Here is a 19,881-nt window from a genome sequence, read left to right as displayed (position 1 = left end):
CCTTTTACTAGTAGATCAAGAAAAATTCTTGGGTTTGTTGCAGGACTTGGAGACCAAATTCCGTCTTTTCCAGATCGGGTTGGTTACAGGGTTGCTCAGTCTTTTTGAGTTGTTTCATCCATTTCAAGAGTTTCATTTTCTTGACCTCCTTCATTTGATGAGACTATTGTATAAAAAATAAAAGGCGGCTACCATAACCTAACCTTTCATTTTGACCTTTATTTCTTACATTTTTGTAAGATGGGGAAATCTTAATCCATGACCAACTTCTTCTCTTCAAAGCGAATGGCAACGGTCGTGCCTTGGCCGACCTCTGAATGGAGGGTGATCCTGTGGCCCAATTGCTCTGCGATTTTCTTAGATAGATAGAGCCCCAGCCCTGAAGATTGCTGGGTCAGGTGGCCATTGTAGCCGGAGAAGCCCCGCTCAAAGACGCGAAGCACATCGCTATTTTTGATCCCAATCCCGCTATCTTTTATAAAGAGAGTCTGGTCTTTAAAATAGATTTCAATCCCACCGGTGCTGGTGTACTTGAGACTATTGGATAAGAGCTGCTCGATGATGACTAGGAGCCACTTGCGATCGGTGATGACCTCCTGCTCCAAATCATGTAGGTCCACTGTCAAGTTCTTTTGGATAAAAAAGAGGGCATACTTGCGGACCACTTCCTTGACCAAGTCTTCTACCGACACGCGCTTTAAGACCAGATCATCATGAAAACTCTCCAGTCGCAGGTACTGCAAAACCAGATTGGCATAGGAATCAATCTTAAAGAGCTCCTGCTCCATCTGCTGCTTGACAATGGGTGTCTCGACATCTTGCACCAAGAGCTGGCTGGCCGCAATGGGCGTCTTAATCTGGTGAACCCAGAGGGTATAGTAATCCATCAGGTCATTGAACTTGGCCTGGGCGGTCTTCCCTTCCTCCAAGCGCGCCTGCTGTTCTTCCGTGTATTTTTCATAAAGGAGGTGTTCCAGAGGCGAAGCAACCTCAACTTCCTCATAAAGTGCGGCTTTGCGGTAGTCTTGAAAGGTCATGGCGAAATCCCAGATCAAGATACAGAGGGCAAAAAAGCCTAGCACTAGGGTCGCATAGAGGAAAACAGTCCCTGTCTCTGGAAAGAGATAGGCAAAAACCAAATCGACGACCAAAAAGATGACCAATAGATAGACTAGGCGCCTGCGGGATACCACGTACTGCCAGAAGATCGTTCCAAATTTATTCATGGGTCAACCCGTAACCGATGCCTTTCTTGGTTTCGATGAAGTTTGACAAGCCAGCCTCTTCTAGTTTCTTACGAAGGCGGGCTACATTGACAGACAAGGTATTGTCATCAATAAAGAAATCGCTATTCCAGAGCTCCTTCATCATGTCATCGCGTGCTACGATACTGCCTGTATGCTCAAACAGGACGCGCAGGATCTGAAATTCATTCTTGGTCAGCTTGATGACTTCCCCTTCATACATCAAGTCCGTAGACTTGAGATTAAGGATAGCACCCCGGTGCTCCAGCAGATTTTGATCCGTGCCAAATTCGTAAGAGCGGCGCAAGAGCCCTTGGACCTTGGCAAGGAGGACATTTTGGTCAAAAGGCTTGGTGACAAAGTCGTCTCCACCCATATTGATGGCCATGACAATATCCATGGCTTGATCCCGTGAAGAAAGAAACATGATCGGAACCTTTGAAACCTTACGAATCTCCTGGCACCAGTGGTAACCATTGTAGAGAGGCAGGCCAATATCCATGAGGATCAAGTGGGGGTCACTTTCGACAAAGATCCCGAGGACATCCATAAAGTCCTCTGCTGCGACCACTTCATAGCCCCATTGTTCCAATAATTGTTTGACCTGTTGGCGGATAATTTCATCGTCTTCTACTAAGAGAATTTTATGCATGGCTTTCTTTCCTTCTTTTTTCTTCTTCCTATTATAACAGATTAAGAAGCAGAGAAAAAGATCGAGCGTAGCCTTCTTAACAGTAAGAGCTTTTTCTACTCCCATTTTTGTGCTATACTGAAAGAAATAAGACACGGGAGGCACAGATGTCGACGATTTTTGATTACCTAAAAGAAGTGACTTATGATTCCATATATGACCGCCCCTTCAAAGAACTGGATGTTCTCGCATTGACAGAGCTGACCTATCTGCCCTTTGGACACATTGTGCCTCAAGGAGATACAACAGGAATCCCAGTGCGCCTGTCTGATGCGATGGAACTGATCGATCGGACTACCGATTTCATCGTGAGTAACCAGCACCTCCAATTAGTCGATGAATTAGCTAGTTCAAAGCGCTTTAAGAACATCAAACTCCTTAACTATGTCGATGAGTACGATCCCGATGTACAAAAACAGTTTGCGGCCATGACCTATCGGCTTAGTCTGGATACGTATTTGGTCGTTTTCAGAGGGACGGATGACACCTTGATCGGCTGGAAGGAAGACTTCCACATGACCTATATGGACCATGTTCCAGCTCAGAAGCGCGCAGCCAGCTACCTGCAAAATGTCATGAAGGAATTTCCGAAAGGACGCTTCTTAGTGGCCGGTCACTCCAAAGGGGGCAACCTTGCGACCTATGCCTGCTCGTATCTACCTGATTCTTTGTTTGAACGGGTCGACGCGATCTACAGCTACGATGCTCCTGGCCTCAACAAGGCCATTATCGAAACCGAAGGTTACCAGCGGACGTCCCCAAACATTCGTCGCTTTGTCCCTCAGGGATCCATCGTTGGCATGATGTTGGAAGTGCCAGAACCGACGACCATTGTCAAAAGTCGCGCTTTTGGTGGCTTTGCTCAGCACGACGCCTTTACTTGGGAAATCAAGGACTACAGCTTTGTGACCGTTTCTGAAACCAGTCCAGATAGCCAGCAGACCGATCTGACCTTGAAACAATGGGTTCGCGAAACATCGGCAGAGGAGCGCAAGAAGTTTTTTGACACCTTTTTTGGCATTTTTCTGGATGCCGGCATCACTTCGATCAATGACCTAACCGATCTCAAGCAACTAGCCAAGGCCAAAGAAATCCTTCAAAATGCTCAGGACCTAGATCCAACTGAGCGGGAAATGCTGGAACGTCTCGCTAAACAACTCATCGATACCCGGGTCCAAGCATGGAAAAAATGGCAAACAGTTCCTCGTATCCTGGTTCAAATGGCTGCATTTTTCAAGCGAAAACAAGCAGTCGAGACTACCTCGCCACTGCTCTTAGAACACAAGGAGTGAGGCTCAACAACTGAAAAAAGAGACAACTTCTTCTATTCACTAAAACGCAAAAAGAGGCTGGGACAAAAGTCCTAGCCTCTCAATTATTTTTGGATTGTCAAGCAAGACGCAGTGGTTGAGTGGGCTCTACTACGCTGATTTCATCAGCTTTTACAGCCCTACTCAACTGTGCGGAGGTGGGACGACGAAATCGAATTCTAACGAATTACCGATTTCTGTCCCACTCTCTTTTCTATTTTCTATTGGTTCTGAGGAGATGGAGTATCTGGCGTGCTTGCTTCTGTTACAGCTGCGCTTGCAGGCTCTGTTTCTGTCTCAGTTGTGGCAGGCTTACTTCCTTCTGAAGCTGCTGCTTCTTTTTCCACCGGAGTTTCTGTAGGGACAGGCGTTTCAGCTGTGGTAGCTGCTTTGCCCGCTTCGCTTGCAGATGGCGTTGCTGCCAACTCTGCCTGGAAGGCTTGGATGGCCTGTAGTAAGGCTGCTTTATCACTCTTTGGATTAGCCAATTGGTCAAAGAGAGCTTCTAAGCGATCAAATACAGCATCACTAGCTCCCTTGTCCACCAATTGTTGGTGCAGGGCCATCAACTGGTTATAAAGCTGTTGATAAAGAGCGACATCCCCAATTTGAGGCTCTTCCGTTTGCTTTTGTTTTTGCTTTTCAATGGTATCACTGATTTCGCGTAGAAGTGCTTCCCCACTTGAAATAGCCTTGTCTGGATTAGCTTCTTTTCCAAGTTGAGCCAAGCTTGTTTCAAAGGCAGTTCGTTTGCCTTGATCTTCGACTTGTGGCAAGAGCGACTGGATTTGCTCTAAGAGAGCTGTCAAAATCTTGTTCTGTTGACGGGCTTCTGTCGCCTTATCCAACTCTCCATACAAGCCTTTGAGGAAATCATAAACCGCTAAGTTGTAGGATGGGGCTTGACTTCCTTTTAGATCCAAAACTGTTTTTTCAATAGGATAGGTTTGGCCTTTTTCTTGGGAGAAGAGCTGGTCAATAGCTTGCTTGGTTTGGTAGAGTTCCATAAAGTGAGACTTGGAATCCCAAGCTTCTTCAAAGGCTTGAGCTCGGTAGAGCTTCAAGGCTAGATCTGCTGCCTTAGTGCGGAGTTCTGGTGTCAAGCGCGCATCGCTCAAGCTTTGGTAGAAATACTTGAGGTAGTCGACCGATGTCACACCCGTCCGATCTTGCATCTCCTGAACAGCTTCTAATAGCTTCCCTTCCTGTTCTAAACGCTTGCTGTCCTTGGCAGCATAGGCTTCCTGCAGTTGAGAGACCAACTCTTCCTTCTTCAATTGGAAGGCTTCTGTGTCTAGCAAACGCACTTGTTCCAGCAACTCTTGGTAACGACGATCTAGGGCTGTCTCTTCTTTTGGTTTGACCGCTTGAGTCGCATGAATGTACTGCGCATCAACCTGTTTGAGACTTGCAAGATAGCCCTCTGTTGAGTTACTTGGGAAACTCTTGACATTTTCCAAGAAGTGGCCCAAGATGAGCTCAATCCGTCTTTGTTGCAATGGATCAGAAGCATAGAGAGTCCGGCTTTCTGCTAAGAGCTGGTTGACTCTGTCCTCTACAACTTTCTTGTCCAAGTCTCCTTTTTTGTATGGCGATTGGATGGTTGGAAGACGGTGGGCTAAGTAGTCTGCTAGCCCTGCTGAACGCACCTTGATGTAGTGGTTGTGATCGCCATGCGGGATGACAAACTGACCATTTTCAATCTGAAGGCTATATGGAGAAATCCCTGAACGAAGGGCTGTTGCATAGAGTTCATTGATAAAGTCTAGTTCAGGATTGCCAGTTTCAAGTGGGATCCGGACATGTTCCTTCCGAACGGCATAAGGATGGATGTGGGTCGGATCGTATTCTTGGTCTGGATTGTTAAAGACAAAGAAACCATTGGAAATCTTAATGGCCTCACGAGGGACACCGTAGGTCTTACTGATGTACTGGATCTTTTCCTCATCTGAGGCATCACGAGAATAGGTCGCAACATCATCTGTCAGGGGCTGACCCTTGTCCTCTTCTTTCTTACCTGCCAGAGTTGCCTCTGCTGCTGCAATCTCTTGAGGAGAAAGGTCCTTTTTATAGAAATAATGGGCATGGTTGCCATGAGCGACCATATAGCCTTCCTCGTCCTTGCTAATGACCTTGTCTGCGTGGAAGCCATGGTCGTGTTCTTCTTTGTGATCGTGACTGTCGCCATGCTCATGATCAGGATCAACTGGTCTTATGCTTGGATTTGAAGGCAAGCTTGGACTTACTTCTGTTGGACTACTAGATCCTTGAGCACGAAGCAATTGGAATTGCCGCGCCAACTCACGCTCTAAAGGAGATAGGGAGCTGTATGGGATAAAGTGGAAATGATCCCCATGAGGGTAGACAATCCCTTGATCGGTCCACTTGGTAATCTTACTTGGATCAAAGACAGAACCATCAGATTCCACATGACGAGAAGACAACGGGGCTTTCTGCAATTCTTCGATCAGATTGCTCAGACTTGGACTTGGTTTAGATGTCGTTGGGGTTGTCTGTGTATTGGTTGGACTGGCTGATGGCTGGTTGCTCGCTTGCTTCCCAAGGCTTGGAGAGGCTTGATCTGAAGTTCCTTGCCCTTGCTCTGTGCTTGCTCCAGCTAGGCGTGAGTTCCCAGTCTGATGGCCAGATTGACCTCCTAATACCGAAAGTGCTGCTGCTAACTCGCCAGCGGATAAGGCACTCTTTGGAATATAATGGAAATGGCCGCCATGGGGCACAATAAAGCCGTCCCCTGTATCTGAAATGACATCTCCAGGGCTAAATACATAACCATCGTCCGTACGATAGCCACCACCTGTATGGTTCTTAGCCGTCAGCATCTCAAGAGTCTTCCCTTCTTTCAGCGCTTGACTCGGTTGACGGAAGTCACGGGTCTTTCCTGCCTTGTGCGAGGAGCTCGCTTGCACCGATCCCGTTTCCCCTTCTTCTTTAGCGCCTCCCTTTTGCTGTTGAGCGATCTCTTCGATTGAGCGCACATTAACCGTATGTTGGGCATCCTTTAAGTAGAGATAGTATTTCCCAGCGCGTTTAATAATATAGCCATCCTTGACCTTGCTCACGATATCTGCTTCTTGCAGCTGATAAGTTGGATCACGTAAAATCAACTCTTCACTAAAGATGGCATCAAATGGGACCTTGCCGCTGTAGTAATGAAAATGATCCCCATGAGAAGTGACAAAGCCTTCATCTGTAATCTTGATGACAATCTGCTCTGCCTGGGTCTTTTCCTTGGCATTGACCGCTTCGATGCTGTCCTCCTTTTTGCTGGAGGAAGTCGCTGACGATTTCTTGTCCGCTTGCAAATACTGAATCTGATTCTTTTTCTCTTCCTTGACTTGTGGTTGCTGACTGAGCGCATAGGCACAGAGTCCTAGCCCCAAGGTCGCTACCAATCCAATCGTTCCCTTTTTCTTCATTCTTGATTTACTCCTCTAATTCCTTGGCTAAAGTCGCCATATTTTCTTCTAAATTTTCTAATAGATCCTTATCGTTTTGTGGATCGGCTTCCAGTGGATCCAAGACCTTGACACGCGCCCCTGTTGCCTTGGCGATACTATCTGCCACTTTTGACGACGTGTGCTTTTCCACAAAGATCGTTTTTACCTTGTAGTCTTTGACAAACTGCTGGATCTCCGCCAATTGCCGAGCGGTCGGTTCTTGCTCTGGGGATATCCCTGCAATCCCTAACTGCTTGAGACCAAAGCGTTTGGCCAGATAAGAAAAGGCCGTATGCTGGGTCACAAAAGTCTTTTGCTTGGCCTTGTCAAAGAGAGGTTGGTAGTGGGCTACTAGGTCCTCACAGCGCTTTTCAAGCTTTTGAGCATTGGCCTGATAGAGCTCCTTGTTCTTTGGATCGATCTCTCCCAAACGCTGGGCGATAATCTTTCCTTCCTCTGCAATTTTTACAGGATCCAACCAAGTATGTGGATCATACAAGTGCTTGGCTTCTTTTCCCTGACCAGCCTCGACATCCTCTAATCCAGCCACCTTATCAAGGGTCATTCCTTGGCTACCTTCGATCACTCGCAACCTGGAACCTTGAAGATTGGGATCTAAGCGACCGGCCCAAGATTCCAGGGTCTGAGAATGATAGACAAATACATCTGCATCATAGATCTGGGCCACTTCCTTGGTTGAGGGTTCATAATCATGGATCCCTGCACCTGACTGAACCATCCAGATGTCATTTTGATCGCCAGAGATTTCCTTGACCAGGGCATAGATGGGATAAAAACTCGTGACAATTTTAAGACCTTTTTTAGAAGGTGGCTTGCCCGCATTTCCTTGACTTCCACAAGCTGTCAGTAGAAAGAAACCGAGAAACAAGAGTCCCAGAACCTTCATTTTTCTCCTAATCATTCTTCACCTCTTTTTCATTTTCGTTAACTAGTTTATTAATCAGTTAATTAACTAGTTAATAATACTGCTAATCATTTGCTTTGTCAAGCCTTTTTTACATTTTTTTCCTTTTAATGTTAGAGACTAACAATTTCCTAGACCCCACGAGCCTTTCTTGCAGTAAAAAAAGAGAGTGGGACAGAAATCGGTAATTCGTTAGAATTCGATTTCGTCGTCCCACCTCCGCACAGTTGAGTAGGGCTGTAAAAGCTGATGAAATCAGCGTAGTAGAGCCCACTCAACCACTGCGGCTTGCTCGACAATCCAAAAACAATTGAGAGGCTAGGACTTTTGTCCCAGCCTCTTTTCATTTCGTTATTCTTCTTCTGGGTATACCAAGCCCTAGTCTTTGCGGAGTTGAGTCATGAGGTCCATGACATCGCGGCTGTAGTTTAGGTAGAGATGATTTTCCTTTCCTGCAACTGCTGCTTCCATATCGAGGACTTCATACTGGAGGGCTTTGGCAGTTTCTCCTGCTTCGATCACTTCTTGTGAACCATCTTCCGTATAGGTGATGACCGCTTTTTGGCCACGCGGGTATTCGTAGAGTTCGATATAGCCCTTGTCATAAGCGATTGTCCCACGTTTCGGTTGTTTGGCGTGAAGACTCAGCGTCACCGTCGCCATTTCCCCTTCACGATTCGTAAGAAGGATCCCCGCTTGCTCATCGACACCAGTCGGTGCCAGCTTGACCTGTGAAACCATCTCTGTCGGCTGTGACGTCATAAACCAACGCACGAAAGACAAAGCGTAGACACCGATATCCAGTAGAGCCCCACCTGCCAGATTGCGATTGAAAAAGCGGTTGGTCATGTCGTATTCCTTATAGGAACCGAAGTTCATCTGGATGACCTTGAGAGGGCCCAGCTTCCCACTTGCCACAATTTCAGAGAGTTTCCGATAAATAGGCATATGGAAAATGGTCATGGCTTCTGCCAGTTTGACATGGTTTTCTTCAGCAAGCTTTATCGCTTCTGCCAATTCCTCACTGTTGAGAGTGATGGACTTTTCACAGAGTACGTGCTTGCCAGCTGCGAGGGCCTTACGAAGGTAATTAATATGCGTATTGTGAGGGGTTGAGATATAGATGATATCCACTTCAGGATCCTCAAAGACGTCATCAATTTCATGATACACCTTTTCGATCCCATATTTCTCAGCGAAGGCTAGCCCCTTGTCATAGGTACGATTGGCAACGGAATAGAGTTTCCCATCAAGCGCTTCAAGGGCTTGCGCCAATTCATTGGCAATAACGCCTGTTCCAAGACTAGCCCACTTATAGTTAATGTGTTTGCCCATGCTTTAATCTCCTTTTTTATTGACGGTAGAAATATTGATCAGCTGGGTAGTTGCCTGCAGATTGAGTGACCACTAGACGTGGCTTGCTGGTATCAGACTGGTCTCCATCTGGATTTTGGAAACCAATTTTCAGAAGTCCAATCGCAGCACCGGTCTCACCCATCTTCATCTCAACGTAAGGGATCTTGCTCTTCTTATCCGAGTCCGCAACAGCCTTGAGGCTGCCTTGGCCCTTAACTTTTCCGTCTGCTTGGATGACGATCTCAGCTCCTTTGCCATTGCGCCAGGTTCCAGCTAAGCTTGAGAAGTCGCCTCCGTTAATGGCCGCAATATCCAAGTCTTTCTCTTTTTTCGGTTGTGGGTAAGCTTTCCACCACTCTAGATGGTAATCACGGTAGGCCACATCCCCAAAGAGAATCCGACGTTCTTGGGAAGCTACTCCATCAGGACCTGTCACACCCGCTGGGATCAAGTACAAGGTTTGCTCTTGCCCTTGGATCGCAGTCGCATTGGCCCCAGTGAAATAAACTTCATAATAACCTTTTCGCTTCTTGGGCTCTTTTTCTTTATTGAACAAGTAACTTGCCCGAGTGCCTCCACTCCAGAAAGTCCAGCCAGTCTCCCCATTTACAATACTTGGAAAGGCATTGGTCTTGTTTTGGTAATATTCTTCTGGAGTATAGCCATAAAGTTTAAAACCGGAATCTGCGATTTCCTTTTCATAGGTATCATTGGAATAAGCACCTTCAAACGGTGAGAGATTGCCATCAAGGACGACATCATTGGGATCTGTCGATTTGAAAAAATCCTCCCGGTTGGCAAAGACCATCTCGTGGTCGGGATTTTTGTCAGACATGGTCACCGTGATCAAAGGCTTCTTATCTGTCTTGTATTTGAAGACACGAACAGTGACTATAAAGTCTGTATTGCCATCGGACTTTTTCATCTTGCCTGTCGAAACTTTATTAGATCCTTCGACCTTCCAATCCGTGCTAAATTCAGCGGATACCTTGCCATCAGCCGTTTGGTAATCGATCTTCCAGGCCTTGCCTTTTTTCTCGATTTTGGCTTCATCCCGTTCATTAGAGACATAGTCACCACTCAAGTCAATGGCTTTTTCCTTTGGCTTAGTGACCTTCTTGCTGGTCTGCTTAAATTCCTTTTGATGGTCTGGTTGGATGTTGGAACTAGAGTAGAGATAGACTCCTCCGATCAGAACAGCTGCTCCGACCAGCCCCAAAATCGGCCCCAGGTATTTTTTCTTCCACTTAAGATTCATTTTACTACCTCCATGGAATAAGATCTTTACACTAGTATACCCTAAATCGAAAGTATAGTAAAATTCCCCTCTATGTAGTGGTTTTCCAGGCTTAAACTGACTAGTTTTAGCGGAGAATACCTGTTTTTCAAAAACAATATTTTGTTTATCGTTATTTTTTTATCGTTTTTCGATACTTTTTCGTTGACTAATTTTTTATAAGGAGTATACTATAAGTGAAAAATAAATAAACTTCAAGGAGGCTTGCGATGAAAAACTCAAAAAACTTAAAAAATGTCATTGAAGTCTTAACGGCTTTCATTTACTTCTGTGGCTTTATGACTTTAGCTGCACTGGTCGTCCACCTGCTTTCACGGATGGGGCTTTTCAAAGATCTCATTCAATCAGGTCGCTTGTCCTTTGATGTGAATGGGATCCAGCTCTTCCCCAAACATCCGCAACCCCTCTGGCAGTTACTCTTCCCACTAGCCTCAAGCGCTATCTATATTTACCTTCTCATCACCATTCGCAGCTTCCTCCAAAATCTCTACCAAGAAAAGATCTTTTCTCACTCCAACATTGATCTTTGCAACCGAGCTTGGAAGATTCTCTTGGTCTTGTCCTTTATGTCTGGTACACTTGAGACCAGCGGCAATGCTTATCTCCTTCCCTTCACCTTCCAATTTACCTTTGACACGGGACTTCTTCTTGCTGTCCCAATTGTCTGGGTCCTTGGCAAGATTTTAGAGAGAGGGATTGAGATCGCTGAAGAAAATGAGCTAACCATTTAAGGAGGGTGCCATGATTATCGTCAATCTAGATGTCATGCTGGCCAAGCGAAAAATGAAATCCAATGAGCTAGCCGACAAAATCGGCATCACGACAGCCAACCTCTCCATTCTCAAGACCGGCAAGGCCAAAGCCATCCGCTTCACCACCCTTGAAGCCATCTGCAAAGAACTCGACTGCCAGCCAGGAGATATCCTAGAATACCGGCCGGATGAATAGGACATATATTTAAAAATATAATTGGAGACCTTCCTTAGGTGAGGACGGACGGTAGCGAATCCCTTTGGGATTCCATACCTAAGATTTGAGCCCACTGTCTCAAATCTTCTGAGAGTCTGAAACGATACCGTTTCAGACTCTTTTCTCACTGCGGAAGTCTCCATTAATATTCATTACTAATAGGACTCATCTACCATCCTTGTAAAACTCAATGATGGGAACTATATCGTCACAACAAAAGCCCTCCCTTCCAGGAGAGCTTTTTCTTTGTCTATCATTTAGCCAATAATGCTTCCATTTGGAACAGATGGATCAACAGTTAAGACTGTTAATTGATCTCCGTGTTCAGCTGAAAGAATCATACCTTGGCTGACATATTTCTTCATCATCTTACGTGGTTTAAGGTTGGCCACGATTTGTACTTTCTTGCCGACCAATTCTTGTTCATTCGGATAGAATTTCGCGATTCCTGAGAGGATTTGACGATCTTCACCGTCACCAGCGTCAAGACGGAAGCGAAGCAGTTTGTCTGATCCTTCAACGCGTTCCACTTCTTTGACTTCTGCTACACGGATTTCAACCTTGTCAAAGTCTTCAAATTTGATCTCATCTTTTTCAGACTTGAGTTCCACTTCTTCTGGAATCCATTCTTTTTCTTGTGGTTTACCAGCAGTCATTTGAGATTGGATGTAGGCAATTTCTTCATCCATGTCCAGGCGTGGGAAAATTGGAGTTCCTTTGGCAACTACTGTGACATTTTCAGGGAATCCTGCTAGGGTCAAGTTTTCAAGATCGAAGTCCAAGTCCAAGCCAAGTTGTTCCATGATGGCATTTGAGGTATTCATCATGAATGGTTGGATCAAGTGAGCCACAACACGAAGGCTAGCTGCTAAGTGAGCCATCACTGCTACCAATTGTTCCTTGTCGCCATCTTCTTTAGCGAGTACCCATGGAGCAGTCTCATCGATGTATTTGTTAGTCCGAGAGATAATATTCCATACCGCCTCCAAAGCGCGTGGGTAATCAACCGCATTCATTTGCTTGTGGTACTCTGCAATACTTTCTTCGACCACCTTAGCCAAATCTGCATCAAATGCTGTGACATTTTCGACATAAGCCGGAACTTGACCACCAAAGTATTTATTGATCATGGCTACCGTCCGATTGAGGAGGTTTCCAAGGTCATTGGCCAATTCATAGTTGTTGCGAGCCACGTAGTCTTCTGGTGTGAAAGTCCCATCTGAACCAACTGGCAAACTGCGCATGAGGTAGTAACGAAGTGGATCCAAGCCGAAGCGTTCCACCAACATTTCTGGGTAGATGACATTCCCTTTAGACTTCGACATCTTGCCGTCTTTCATGACAAACCAACCATGGGCAATCAAACGTTCTGGCAATTTGATATCCAACATCATAAGAAGGATTGGCCAGTAGATAGAGTGGAAACGAAGGATGTCTTTTCCAACCATGTGGAAGACGGTTCCGTTCCAGAATTTGTCAAAGTTTTCATGATCATCTTGACCGTAACCAAGAGCGGTCACATAGTTAAGAAGGGCATCGATCCATACATAGACCACGTGTTTTGGATTAGATGGAACTGGAACTCCCCAGGTAAAGGTGGTCCGAGATACAGCCAAGTCTTCCAAACCTGGCTCGATGAAGTTTTTCAACATTTCATTGAGACGGCCATCTGGCGTGATGAAATCAGGTTGTGATTTGAAAAATTCCACCAAACGGTCTTGGTATTTGCTGAGGCGAAGGAAGTAAGATTCTTCAGAAACCCATTCTACTTCGTGGCCTGATGGGGCTACCCCACCGATAACCTTGCCATTCTCATCACGGTAAACCTCAGCCAATTGGCTTTCTGTAAAGAACTCTTCATCAGAGACTGAATACCAGCCAGAGTACTCACCCAGGTAGATATCGTCTTGCGCAAGCAAACGTTCAAAGACCTGAGCCACCACTTTTTCATGGTAATCGTCTGTCGTACGGATGAATTTATCATATGAGATATCGAGTAATTGCCAGAGTTCTTTCACTCCAACTGCCATCCCATCTACATAAGCTTGCGGCGTAATCCCAGCTTCTTCTGCTTTTTGTTGGATCTTTTGACCATGCTCATCGAGACCAGTCAGGTAGAAGACATCGTAGTTCATCATGCGTTTGTAACGCGCCAAGACGTCACAGGCGATCGTTGTATAAGCTGAACCAATATGCAATTTACCAGATGGGTAATAGATAGGGGTTGTGATGTAGAATGATTTTGTCATTTTCTTTTCCTTTCAAGGCTAATGAAACCTTATGTAATAACACTTCATTATATCATTTTTAGGAGTCCCTGAAAACCAAAAACCAGCTAGGATCTAAGGAAGGCAAGCAAAAAAGCTGACCAAAGTCAGCTTTTTGTATGGATAACAAATCCCGTTATAATTGCGTCGCTTTTGCGTTTTCAGGCTCGGGATAAAAATATCCACTGGATATTTTTATTTTCCAAGATAGTATTCTTTTACAACGTTCAATTTTTCGTCAAATTCGAATACCAATGGTGGGAAGTTAGGGATTTCCACATCCATGATTTCGTCGTCTGACAATTGTTTGATGTGTTTTACAAGGGCACGGATTGAGTTACCGTGTGCTCCTACGAATACGTTTTTACCGTCTTTAAGAGCTGGAGCGATTTTATCTTCCCAGAATGGAAGGGCACGTTCCAAAGTCACTTTCAAGTTTTCAGCATCTGGAATCACTGAATCGTCAAGTGAAGCGTAACGACGGTCAGTGTGTGCTGAGTGTTCATCATCACGGTCCATTGCAGGAGGCAATACATCGTAAGAACGACGCCAGATGTGAACTTGTTCATCACCAAATTGTTCAGCAGCTTCTGCTTTATTTTTACCAGTCAAACCACCGTAGTGACGTTCGTTCAAACGCCATGATTTTTCAACTGGAACCCACAATTGGTCAGAAGCTTCAAGAGCCAAGTTAGTAGTTTTGATCGCACGTTTCAATACTGAAGTGTAAGCTTGGTCAAATTCGATACCAGCTTCTTTGATCAATTTACCAGCGTCGATCGCTTGTTGTGTACCTTTTTCAGACAAATCAACATCAGCCCAACCAGTGAAAAGGTTAGCTTTGTTCCATTCAGACTCACCGTGGCGAGCAAAAACCAATTTTACCATTAGATGGATCTCCTTTTTATTCTCCGAGGTTTCCCCCGTTTATCTATTTTATTCTACTAGATTTTCAGTAAAAAATCTAGTGGCGACCATAGAAAAGTGCAATTTCTCACAAAAAAGAGCCTGACGGCTCTAATGGAATGTCTTTATCATTGTTTTTGACAGTCGGGGCAAATGCCATAGACCGTCATCTGGGTCTTGGTGATCTGGTAACCACTTTGACTCGCTGCTTCTTCGCGAAGATCTGGTACTTCAATGTCCACATCTGCGATACGACCACATTTTTCACACACCACATTCAAATGGTCATGCCCCATGAAATCAAAATAGGTCGTGGTATCATTGCGAACCTTGATCTCAGAGACAACTCCCTCATCAATTAAAACCTTGATATTGTTGTAGACAGTTGCTAAACTCATGCTTGGAAACTGAGGCAATAAATCGCGATAGATCTTCTCAGCGCTTGGATGTTCATGACTCGCCACTAAATAGGAAAGAACTGCTCTGCGGGTATCAGTAATCCGAATGCCCTTGGCACGCAAATTTTGCAAGACTTCTTCCACGCGCTCTTCTTCATGACGATGCAATGCGTTCACTATGTTTCCCCCTTTCCAATATGATTTAATCGATTCGTTACCCCTATTATAGCATGTTTCAAAATAAATCACTATTTAGAATGCTTTTAATTAAAAAAAAATGTCCAGTGGACATTTTTTTCACGAGCCTGAAAACGGAGAAGCAAGTTCATGTCCAGCGGACATTGATTCACGTGTCTATATACGACTTTTTATCTCAAAAATAAAACTAATTAATTAGTTTTAAATTTTTTAAGAGAACCGAGGAATAATGAACCACCAATCAATACGATGATACCACCAATCCATCCTAAGAATGGGATAATCGCAACAGATCCACCTACAATCAGTAGCACTGAAGGAGCAACACCTACTCGCTCATCACCTTTGTAATAAACAATTGTAATAATTCCCAATACTAGATTTGCAATTTTCAAAGCATTTAATAAAAGAATTGATCCAGCAGTTGCATCTGAACTAGCTGTAGCAGCTGCAGTACCAAGAATAAAGAATGGCCCAACTAATAGTAAAATACCACCAACTAAACCTATAATTCCGCTAAAAAGTGCCAAAGTTTTTGTTTTCATCTTACTTTTCTCCTATTTTATACATTTAGAACTAACTAAATTTTATTGATTATATAATATATGTCCTACATGGTTACCAAAATATCTTATATACAAGTATTAATTTGAACTTTTCCAAATTACATATAGTAATACAGACAACCAATATAAACTTTTCTTAATTGCTCCCTTTCCTACTTTACTTTCATGCTCCACAGTATTATACTATGGTTGCTAAAAAAAAAAGTATTTTTTGAAAATAATTCTTATTTAGTGAAATTTTTTATAAAAAAAGAATTAAGCATCAAACTTAATTCTACTACGTAACGTAACATTTAATAAATTCCTCTCTCCCCGCTCAGCCGATCCAACTGGTCATCCAGCGTACGGTTCCTAGGATCATCTTAACCACGAGGATCATAAAGCAAAATTCCAGTACAAACCACAACCCTTTCAATAGATAGAAAATAGGTCGGATAAACAACAAGGCAAAGAGTCCTAAAATGAATCGCATGGTCTTTTCTCTCTCTTTCTTTTTTCCTATTATATCCTTATCCTATAGAGCTGTCCAACAAAAAAACCACCCTAGAAATCTAGGATGGCTTTTCAAAATGCAATTATTTAACTGCTTCTTTAAGAGCTTTACCAGCTTTGAATGCTGGAACTTTAGAAGCTGCGATTTCAATTTCTTTACCAGTTTGTGGGTTGCGACCTTTACGAGCTGCACGTTCACGAACTTCAAAGTTACCAAAACCGATCAATTGAACTTTTTCACCTTTTGAAAGGTATTCTGAAACTGCTGCAAATACAGCGTCAACTGCTGCTGCTGAATCTTTCTTAGTCAATTCTGTAGCTTCTGCCACTTTTGCGATCAAATCTTGTTTGTTAGCCATTTAACAAATCCTCCAATATTTTTTAGGCTTCACGCCTTAACAGTATTATCATATCTAAAAAAAACCTTTAGGTCAAGTACTAAACCTGTTTTTTCGAACTTTTATTAGAGCTTATTGGTAGCGTACCAAAACCGCAAATGCATTCTCCCCTGTATGGGTTTGAATAATCGAGCCGGTTTCTAAAACAGGGATTGCTTTTTCAACGAGTGATTGCAACTGAGCCTTCATTTCATTGGCCCACTCCGGTGTTCCTGCATAAGAAATCCCGATCTCAGCTACCTTGCTGTGGGATAGTTTCTCTACCAATTCATCCAACCATTTCTTAAAGGTCTTGTTTCCACGTCCCTTGACGATTGGTTCCAAGTGATGGTCCTTCATTTCCATCACCACACGGATGTTAAGAAGCGAGCTCAAAAGTCCGGTAACACGGCCAATCCGACCACCTTTAACTAGATTTTCCAAGGTAGATACGCCAATGTACAATTCAGTTTTTTCTTTGACTTCTTCGATACGAGCTAAAATAGTGTCTAGATCTGCTCCTTCTTTAGCCAACTTAGCTGCCTCAACCACTTGAAACTTCATGGCTTGGTCTGTAAAGCCACTATCAATCACGGTCACATCTGCTCCTGACAAGGTTGCCCCTTGGCGAGCTGCCTCTACTGTTCCTGACAAGGCATGGGACATGTGAATCGAAACGATATGAGATCCATCCAGTGCTAAGTCTTCATAAATCTCCGCAAAGACTCCAACAGGTGGTTGGCTGGTCTTTGGAAGATTTTTGCTAGATTGCATTAAGCGCAAGAAGTCCCCTTCACCCAACTCACTGTCAGAATAAAGAACTCCATCCACCATAACAGAAAGCGGCACAATGGTAATGCCATATTCTTCAACCACTTCAGGCTCAATTGTAATAGATGAGTCTGTAACTATTTTAATATTTGCCATATATTCCTATACTCTTCCTAGAATGTTCTGCTTTTATTATATCAAAAAACACAGGGTTTTGCAGTGAAAGATATCCATTCCTGCTTCCTCAATCGTCTGCAGCAGAAAAACCTGTATTGTGAAGGACATGGTCATGGACAATGCCTTGATCATCCAAGAGCAATCCATGGAGGACTCCACCATAGACTGCGCCTCCATCGACACCCATCTTCTGATCTGAAATCCAAAGATTTTCAGTACCGACCGGCTCATTGAGCAGTCCATAGACTGGTGTATGGCCAAAGACGATCCATTTGCCTGTATGATTCTCCGCTTCATGGAATGGTTTTCGGATCCAGACTTTTTGGTAATCACTGGTTTCCCGCCAATTTTCAAGGGTTAGATCCACACCAGCATGGACAAAATAATAGGTCTCTGTCTCATAGTCAAAGGGCAGACTGCGGATGAAGGCCACCAAGTCAGGGACGGTACTCTCCACTGCTTGCGCATCCACAATTCCATCTACAGGAGCATCGAGTGGCCGGCCTAACAGAGAGTTAATGGTCGTATCGCCGCCATTTCTTCGGTAGTGATCATAACGCTCTTCTGGATTGTCCAACCAAGCTAAAAACATGTACTCGTGATTCCCGGAAAGGCAAACAGCTCCGTGATGGTCTACATAGTCTTTTACGATTTCAATCGATCGTTTGCTGTTTTCGCCTCGATCCATCAAATCCCCTAAAAAGACCAATTGAGCTTTTCCATCCCACTCTGTCATGAGCTCTTCTAGCATTTGTGCTTTCCCGTGAATATCTCCGACTACAAAGTATGTTGACATTATTTCAAACCTTCTTTCTCTTAACGCTTGAGAAGTTGCTCTGCTTGTTGACGGGCAGCCTCCGTTAGATCCTCTCCTGCGAGCATCTTGGCAATTTCTTCGATTCGTTCTTCTCTATTGAGCAAACGTACTGTGGATACGGTTGAGTGTTCATCACTGATTTTCTCAATATAGAATTGATAATCTGCTGCAGCAATGACTTGAGGCAGGTGAGAAATGGCAAGCACTTGGCCATTTTGACCAATCTTATGAATTTTCGCTGCGATGGCTTGAGCCACGCGCCCAGAGACTCCTGTATCTACCTCGTCAAAGACAATACTGGTTTTTCCTTCTTTTCGAGAAAAAGCCGACTTAATGGCCAACATCAAGCGTGACAATTCTCCGCCGGATGCTACCTTGACAAGGGGTTTAAAGTCCTCACCTGGGTTGGTCGAAATATAAAATTCGACAGCTTCATTTCCCTCACGATTAAACTTAGCCTTGCTAAAACGTACTTGGATACGCGCCTTGTCCATGTAGAGATCTGCCAATTCTTGCTGGATTTCATTTTCCAAAGCTTGGGCCAGGGCATGCCGCTGATCACTCAAATCTTGAGCCAAGGTGACCAAACTCTTTTCCAAACGTTTGAGTTCTTTTTCCAAGTCCTCAGACGAGAGGTCACTTCCGGTGAGGAGGTTATATTCTTTGGTGATTTGTGCCAGGTACTCCAAGACGTCCTTGACTTGGCCACCATACTTGCGCGTGATGGAGTGGATCAAATCCAAACGCGATTCCACCTGCATGAGGCGATTGCCATCAAACTCCAGACCATCGACCACATCTTCTAAGCGCTTGGTAATATCCTCAAGGGCATAGAAGGTTTCAGATAACTGGCTTGAGAGCTCTTTGTAGCTGGGATCATATTCCTCGATGCTCTCCAGATCATTCATGGCTGAGCGAACATTGGAGAGGCTCGAAAACTCTTCTGCATCCAGCATGGTATAGGCATTGGTTAGGGTATCAGCGATCATCTTATGATTGAGCAGGCGTTGGCGTTCTTGCTCCAGACGCACGTCCTCATCCACTTCCAAGGCAGCTGCCTCAATCTCTGCAATTTGAAACTCCAACATCTCAATACGGGCCTTATTTTCCTGCTGGTTGCGCTGGAGTTCCACTACTTGTTTGCGCAGCCGTTTGTAGTCTTCAAAGGTTTGACGATACGCGTCTTTGGTTTGGAAAAAGGCTGCATCTCCAAATTCATCCAGCATAGCGATATGCAGTTGGGGCCGCATAAGTTCTTCCTGATCATGCTGGCCATGAATGTCCACCAAATGTTGGCCGACTGCCTTTAAGACCGATAAATTCACCATCTGACCATTGATCCGGCTGACACTTCGTCCATTTTGCAAGATCTCTCGGCGAATGATCAATTCATCGGTCCACTCTAGTCCTTGTTCTTCAAAGAGAGCCGTCAAGTGGCGATTGTTCTCAACGGTGAAGAGACCTTCGATTTCTGCTTTTGGGGCTCCGTGTCGAATGACATCGGTCGTTGCACGACTTCCCAGCATCATGTTCATGGCATCGATGATGATGGATTTACCAGCACCCGTTTCCCCTGTCAGTACCGTCATTCCCTTTTCAAAATTTAAGGAAATCTCTTCGATAATGGCAAAGTTCTTAATCGAAATTTCTAATAGCATAGGC

Annotated in this window: 18 protein-coding genes; 3 read left to right on the top strand and 15 right to left on the bottom strand. The window is 44.4% G+C overall.

The features are described 5' to 3' along the window. Positions 1–7: 7 nt before the first annotated feature. The 3 genes from HMPREF0833_RS10950 to HMPREF0833_RS00565 form a co-directional block, all read right to left on the bottom strand. Positions 8–136, bottom strand: coding sequence for a hypothetical protein (locus HMPREF0833_RS10950; RefSeq protein WP_255309065.1), 129 nt, complete (start codon positions 134–136; stop codon positions 8–10). Between the two features lie 115 nt (positions 137–251). After that, on the bottom strand, positions 252–1,226 hold the full coding sequence (locus HMPREF0833_RS00570) for a sensor histidine kinase (protein WP_013903246.1): 975 nt from the start codon (positions 1,224–1,226) through the stop codon (positions 252–254). After that, entirely contained in the window at positions 1,219–1,896 is a 678-nt protein-coding gene (locus tag HMPREF0833_RS00565) for a response regulator transcription factor (RefSeq protein ID WP_041818110.1), read from the bottom strand. Before HMPREF0833_RS00565 ends, HMPREF0833_RS00570 begins: the two co-directional genes overlap by 8 nt. Positions 1,897–2,042: 146 nt before the next feature. Here HMPREF0833_RS00565 and HMPREF0833_RS00560 point away from each other — a divergent pair, with 146 nt between their 5' ends. Continuing rightward, complete coding sequence (locus HMPREF0833_RS00560; RefSeq protein WP_013903244.1) at positions 2,043–3,227, top strand: DUF2974 domain-containing protein; 1,185 nt, start codon at positions 2,043–2,045, stop codon at positions 3,225–3,227. Positions 3,228–3,466: 239 nt separating this feature from the next. Here the strand turns inward: HMPREF0833_RS00560 and HMPREF0833_RS00555 are convergent, their stop codons facing one another. The 4 genes from HMPREF0833_RS00555 to HMPREF0833_RS00540 all read right to left on the bottom strand — a co-directional run bounded on the left by HMPREF0833_RS00555 (position 3,467) and on the right by HMPREF0833_RS00540 (position 10,242). Further along, positions 3,467–6,682: a pneumococcal-type histidine triad protein gene (locus HMPREF0833_RS00555; protein ID WP_013903243.1), complete on the bottom strand. Its 3,216-nt coding sequence runs from the start codon at positions 6,680–6,682 to the stop codon at positions 3,467–3,469. Between the two features lie 7 nt (positions 6,683–6,689). Further along, positions 6,690–7,625 (bottom strand): metal ABC transporter solute-binding protein, Zn/Mn family, encoded by a 936-nt coding sequence (locus tag HMPREF0833_RS00550; protein WP_013903242.1) that lies wholly within the window; start codon positions 7,623–7,625, stop codon positions 6,690–6,692. Positions 7,626–8,006: 381 nt separating this feature from the next. Beyond that, positions 8,007–8,963 carry a Gfo/Idh/MocA family protein gene (locus HMPREF0833_RS00545; protein ID WP_013903241.1) on the bottom strand — a complete coding sequence of 319 codons (957 nt, stop codon included), beginning with the start codon at positions 8,961–8,963 and terminating at the stop codon, positions 8,007–8,009. Positions 8,964–8,979: 16 nt separating this feature from the next. Further along, positions 8,980–10,242, bottom strand: a complete 1,263-nt coding sequence (locus tag HMPREF0833_RS00540) for a DUF6287 domain-containing protein (RefSeq protein WP_013903240.1) — start codon at positions 10,240–10,242, stop codon at positions 8,980–8,982. A gap of 248 nt (positions 10,243–10,490) precedes the next feature. On the opposite strand from HMPREF0833_RS00540, the gene HMPREF0833_RS00535 reads away from it, so the two are divergent. Continuing rightward, on the top strand, positions 10,491–11,012 hold the full coding sequence (locus HMPREF0833_RS00535; RefSeq protein WP_013903239.1) for a DUF2975 domain-containing protein: 522 nt from the start codon (positions 10,491–10,493) through the stop codon (positions 11,010–11,012). Between the two features lie 10 nt (positions 11,013–11,022). Continuing rightward, on the top strand, positions 11,023–11,229 hold the full coding sequence (locus tag HMPREF0833_RS00530) for a helix-turn-helix domain-containing protein (protein WP_003006064.1): 207 nt from the start codon (positions 11,023–11,025) through the stop codon (positions 11,227–11,229). A 278-nt stretch (positions 11,230–11,507) separates the two neighbouring features. On the opposite strand, the gene metG is transcribed toward HMPREF0833_RS00530, so the two are convergent. The 8 genes from metG to recN form a co-directional block, all read right to left on the bottom strand. Next, on the bottom strand, positions 11,508–13,499 hold the full coding sequence (gene metG, locus HMPREF0833_RS00525; protein ID WP_013903238.1) for a methionine--tRNA ligase: 1,992 nt from the start codon (positions 13,497–13,499) through the stop codon (positions 11,508–11,510). Positions 13,500–13,712: 213 nt separating this feature from the next. Continuing rightward, positions 13,713–14,405 carry a phosphoglycerate mutase gene (locus tag HMPREF0833_RS00520; protein WP_003012031.1) on the bottom strand — a complete coding sequence of 231 codons (693 nt, stop codon included), beginning with the start codon at positions 14,403–14,405 and terminating at the stop codon, positions 13,713–13,715. A 146-nt stretch (positions 14,406–14,551) separates the two neighbouring features. Then, the gene (locus HMPREF0833_RS00515; RefSeq protein WP_080559845.1) at positions 14,552–14,998 is read right to left on the bottom strand and encodes a Fur family transcriptional regulator; all 447 of its coding nucleotides are present in this window, start codon (positions 14,996–14,998) and stop codon (positions 14,552–14,554) included. 212 nt (positions 14,999–15,210) lie between these two features. Beyond that, positions 15,211–15,564, bottom strand: coding sequence for a hypothetical protein (locus tag HMPREF0833_RS00510; RefSeq protein ID WP_013903236.1), 354 nt, complete (start codon positions 15,562–15,564; stop codon positions 15,211–15,213). Positions 15,565–16,160: 596 nt separating this feature from the next. Further along, complete coding sequence (locus HMPREF0833_RS00505; RefSeq protein WP_003017594.1) at positions 16,161–16,436, bottom strand: HU family DNA-binding protein; 276 nt, start codon at positions 16,434–16,436, stop codon at positions 16,161–16,163. Between the two features lie 111 nt (positions 16,437–16,547). Beyond that, entirely contained in the window at positions 16,548–17,381 is an 834-nt protein-coding gene (locus tag HMPREF0833_RS00500) for a DegV family protein (protein ID WP_013903234.1), read from the bottom strand. A gap of 88 nt (positions 17,382–17,469) precedes the next feature. After that, the gene (locus HMPREF0833_RS00495; protein ID WP_013903233.1) at positions 17,470–18,198 is read right to left on the bottom strand and encodes a metallophosphoesterase; all 729 of its coding nucleotides are present in this window, start codon (positions 18,196–18,198) and stop codon (positions 17,470–17,472) included. A gap of 20 nt (positions 18,199–18,218) precedes the next feature. Beyond that, positions 18,219–19,877, bottom strand: coding sequence for a DNA repair protein RecN (recN, locus tag HMPREF0833_RS00490; protein WP_013903232.1), 1,659 nt, complete (start codon positions 19,875–19,877; stop codon positions 18,219–18,221). Positions 19,878–19,881: the final 4 nt, after the last annotated feature.

The sequence above is a fragment of the Streptococcus parasanguinis ATCC 15912 genome (genome assembly GCF_000164675.2).
Taxonomy (GTDB): domain Bacteria; phylum Bacillota; class Bacilli; order Lactobacillales; family Streptococcaceae; genus Streptococcus; species Streptococcus parasanguinis.
The sequence above is the reverse complement of the archived record's forward strand: the minus strand, read 5'-3'. Positions and strand labels throughout refer to the sequence as shown.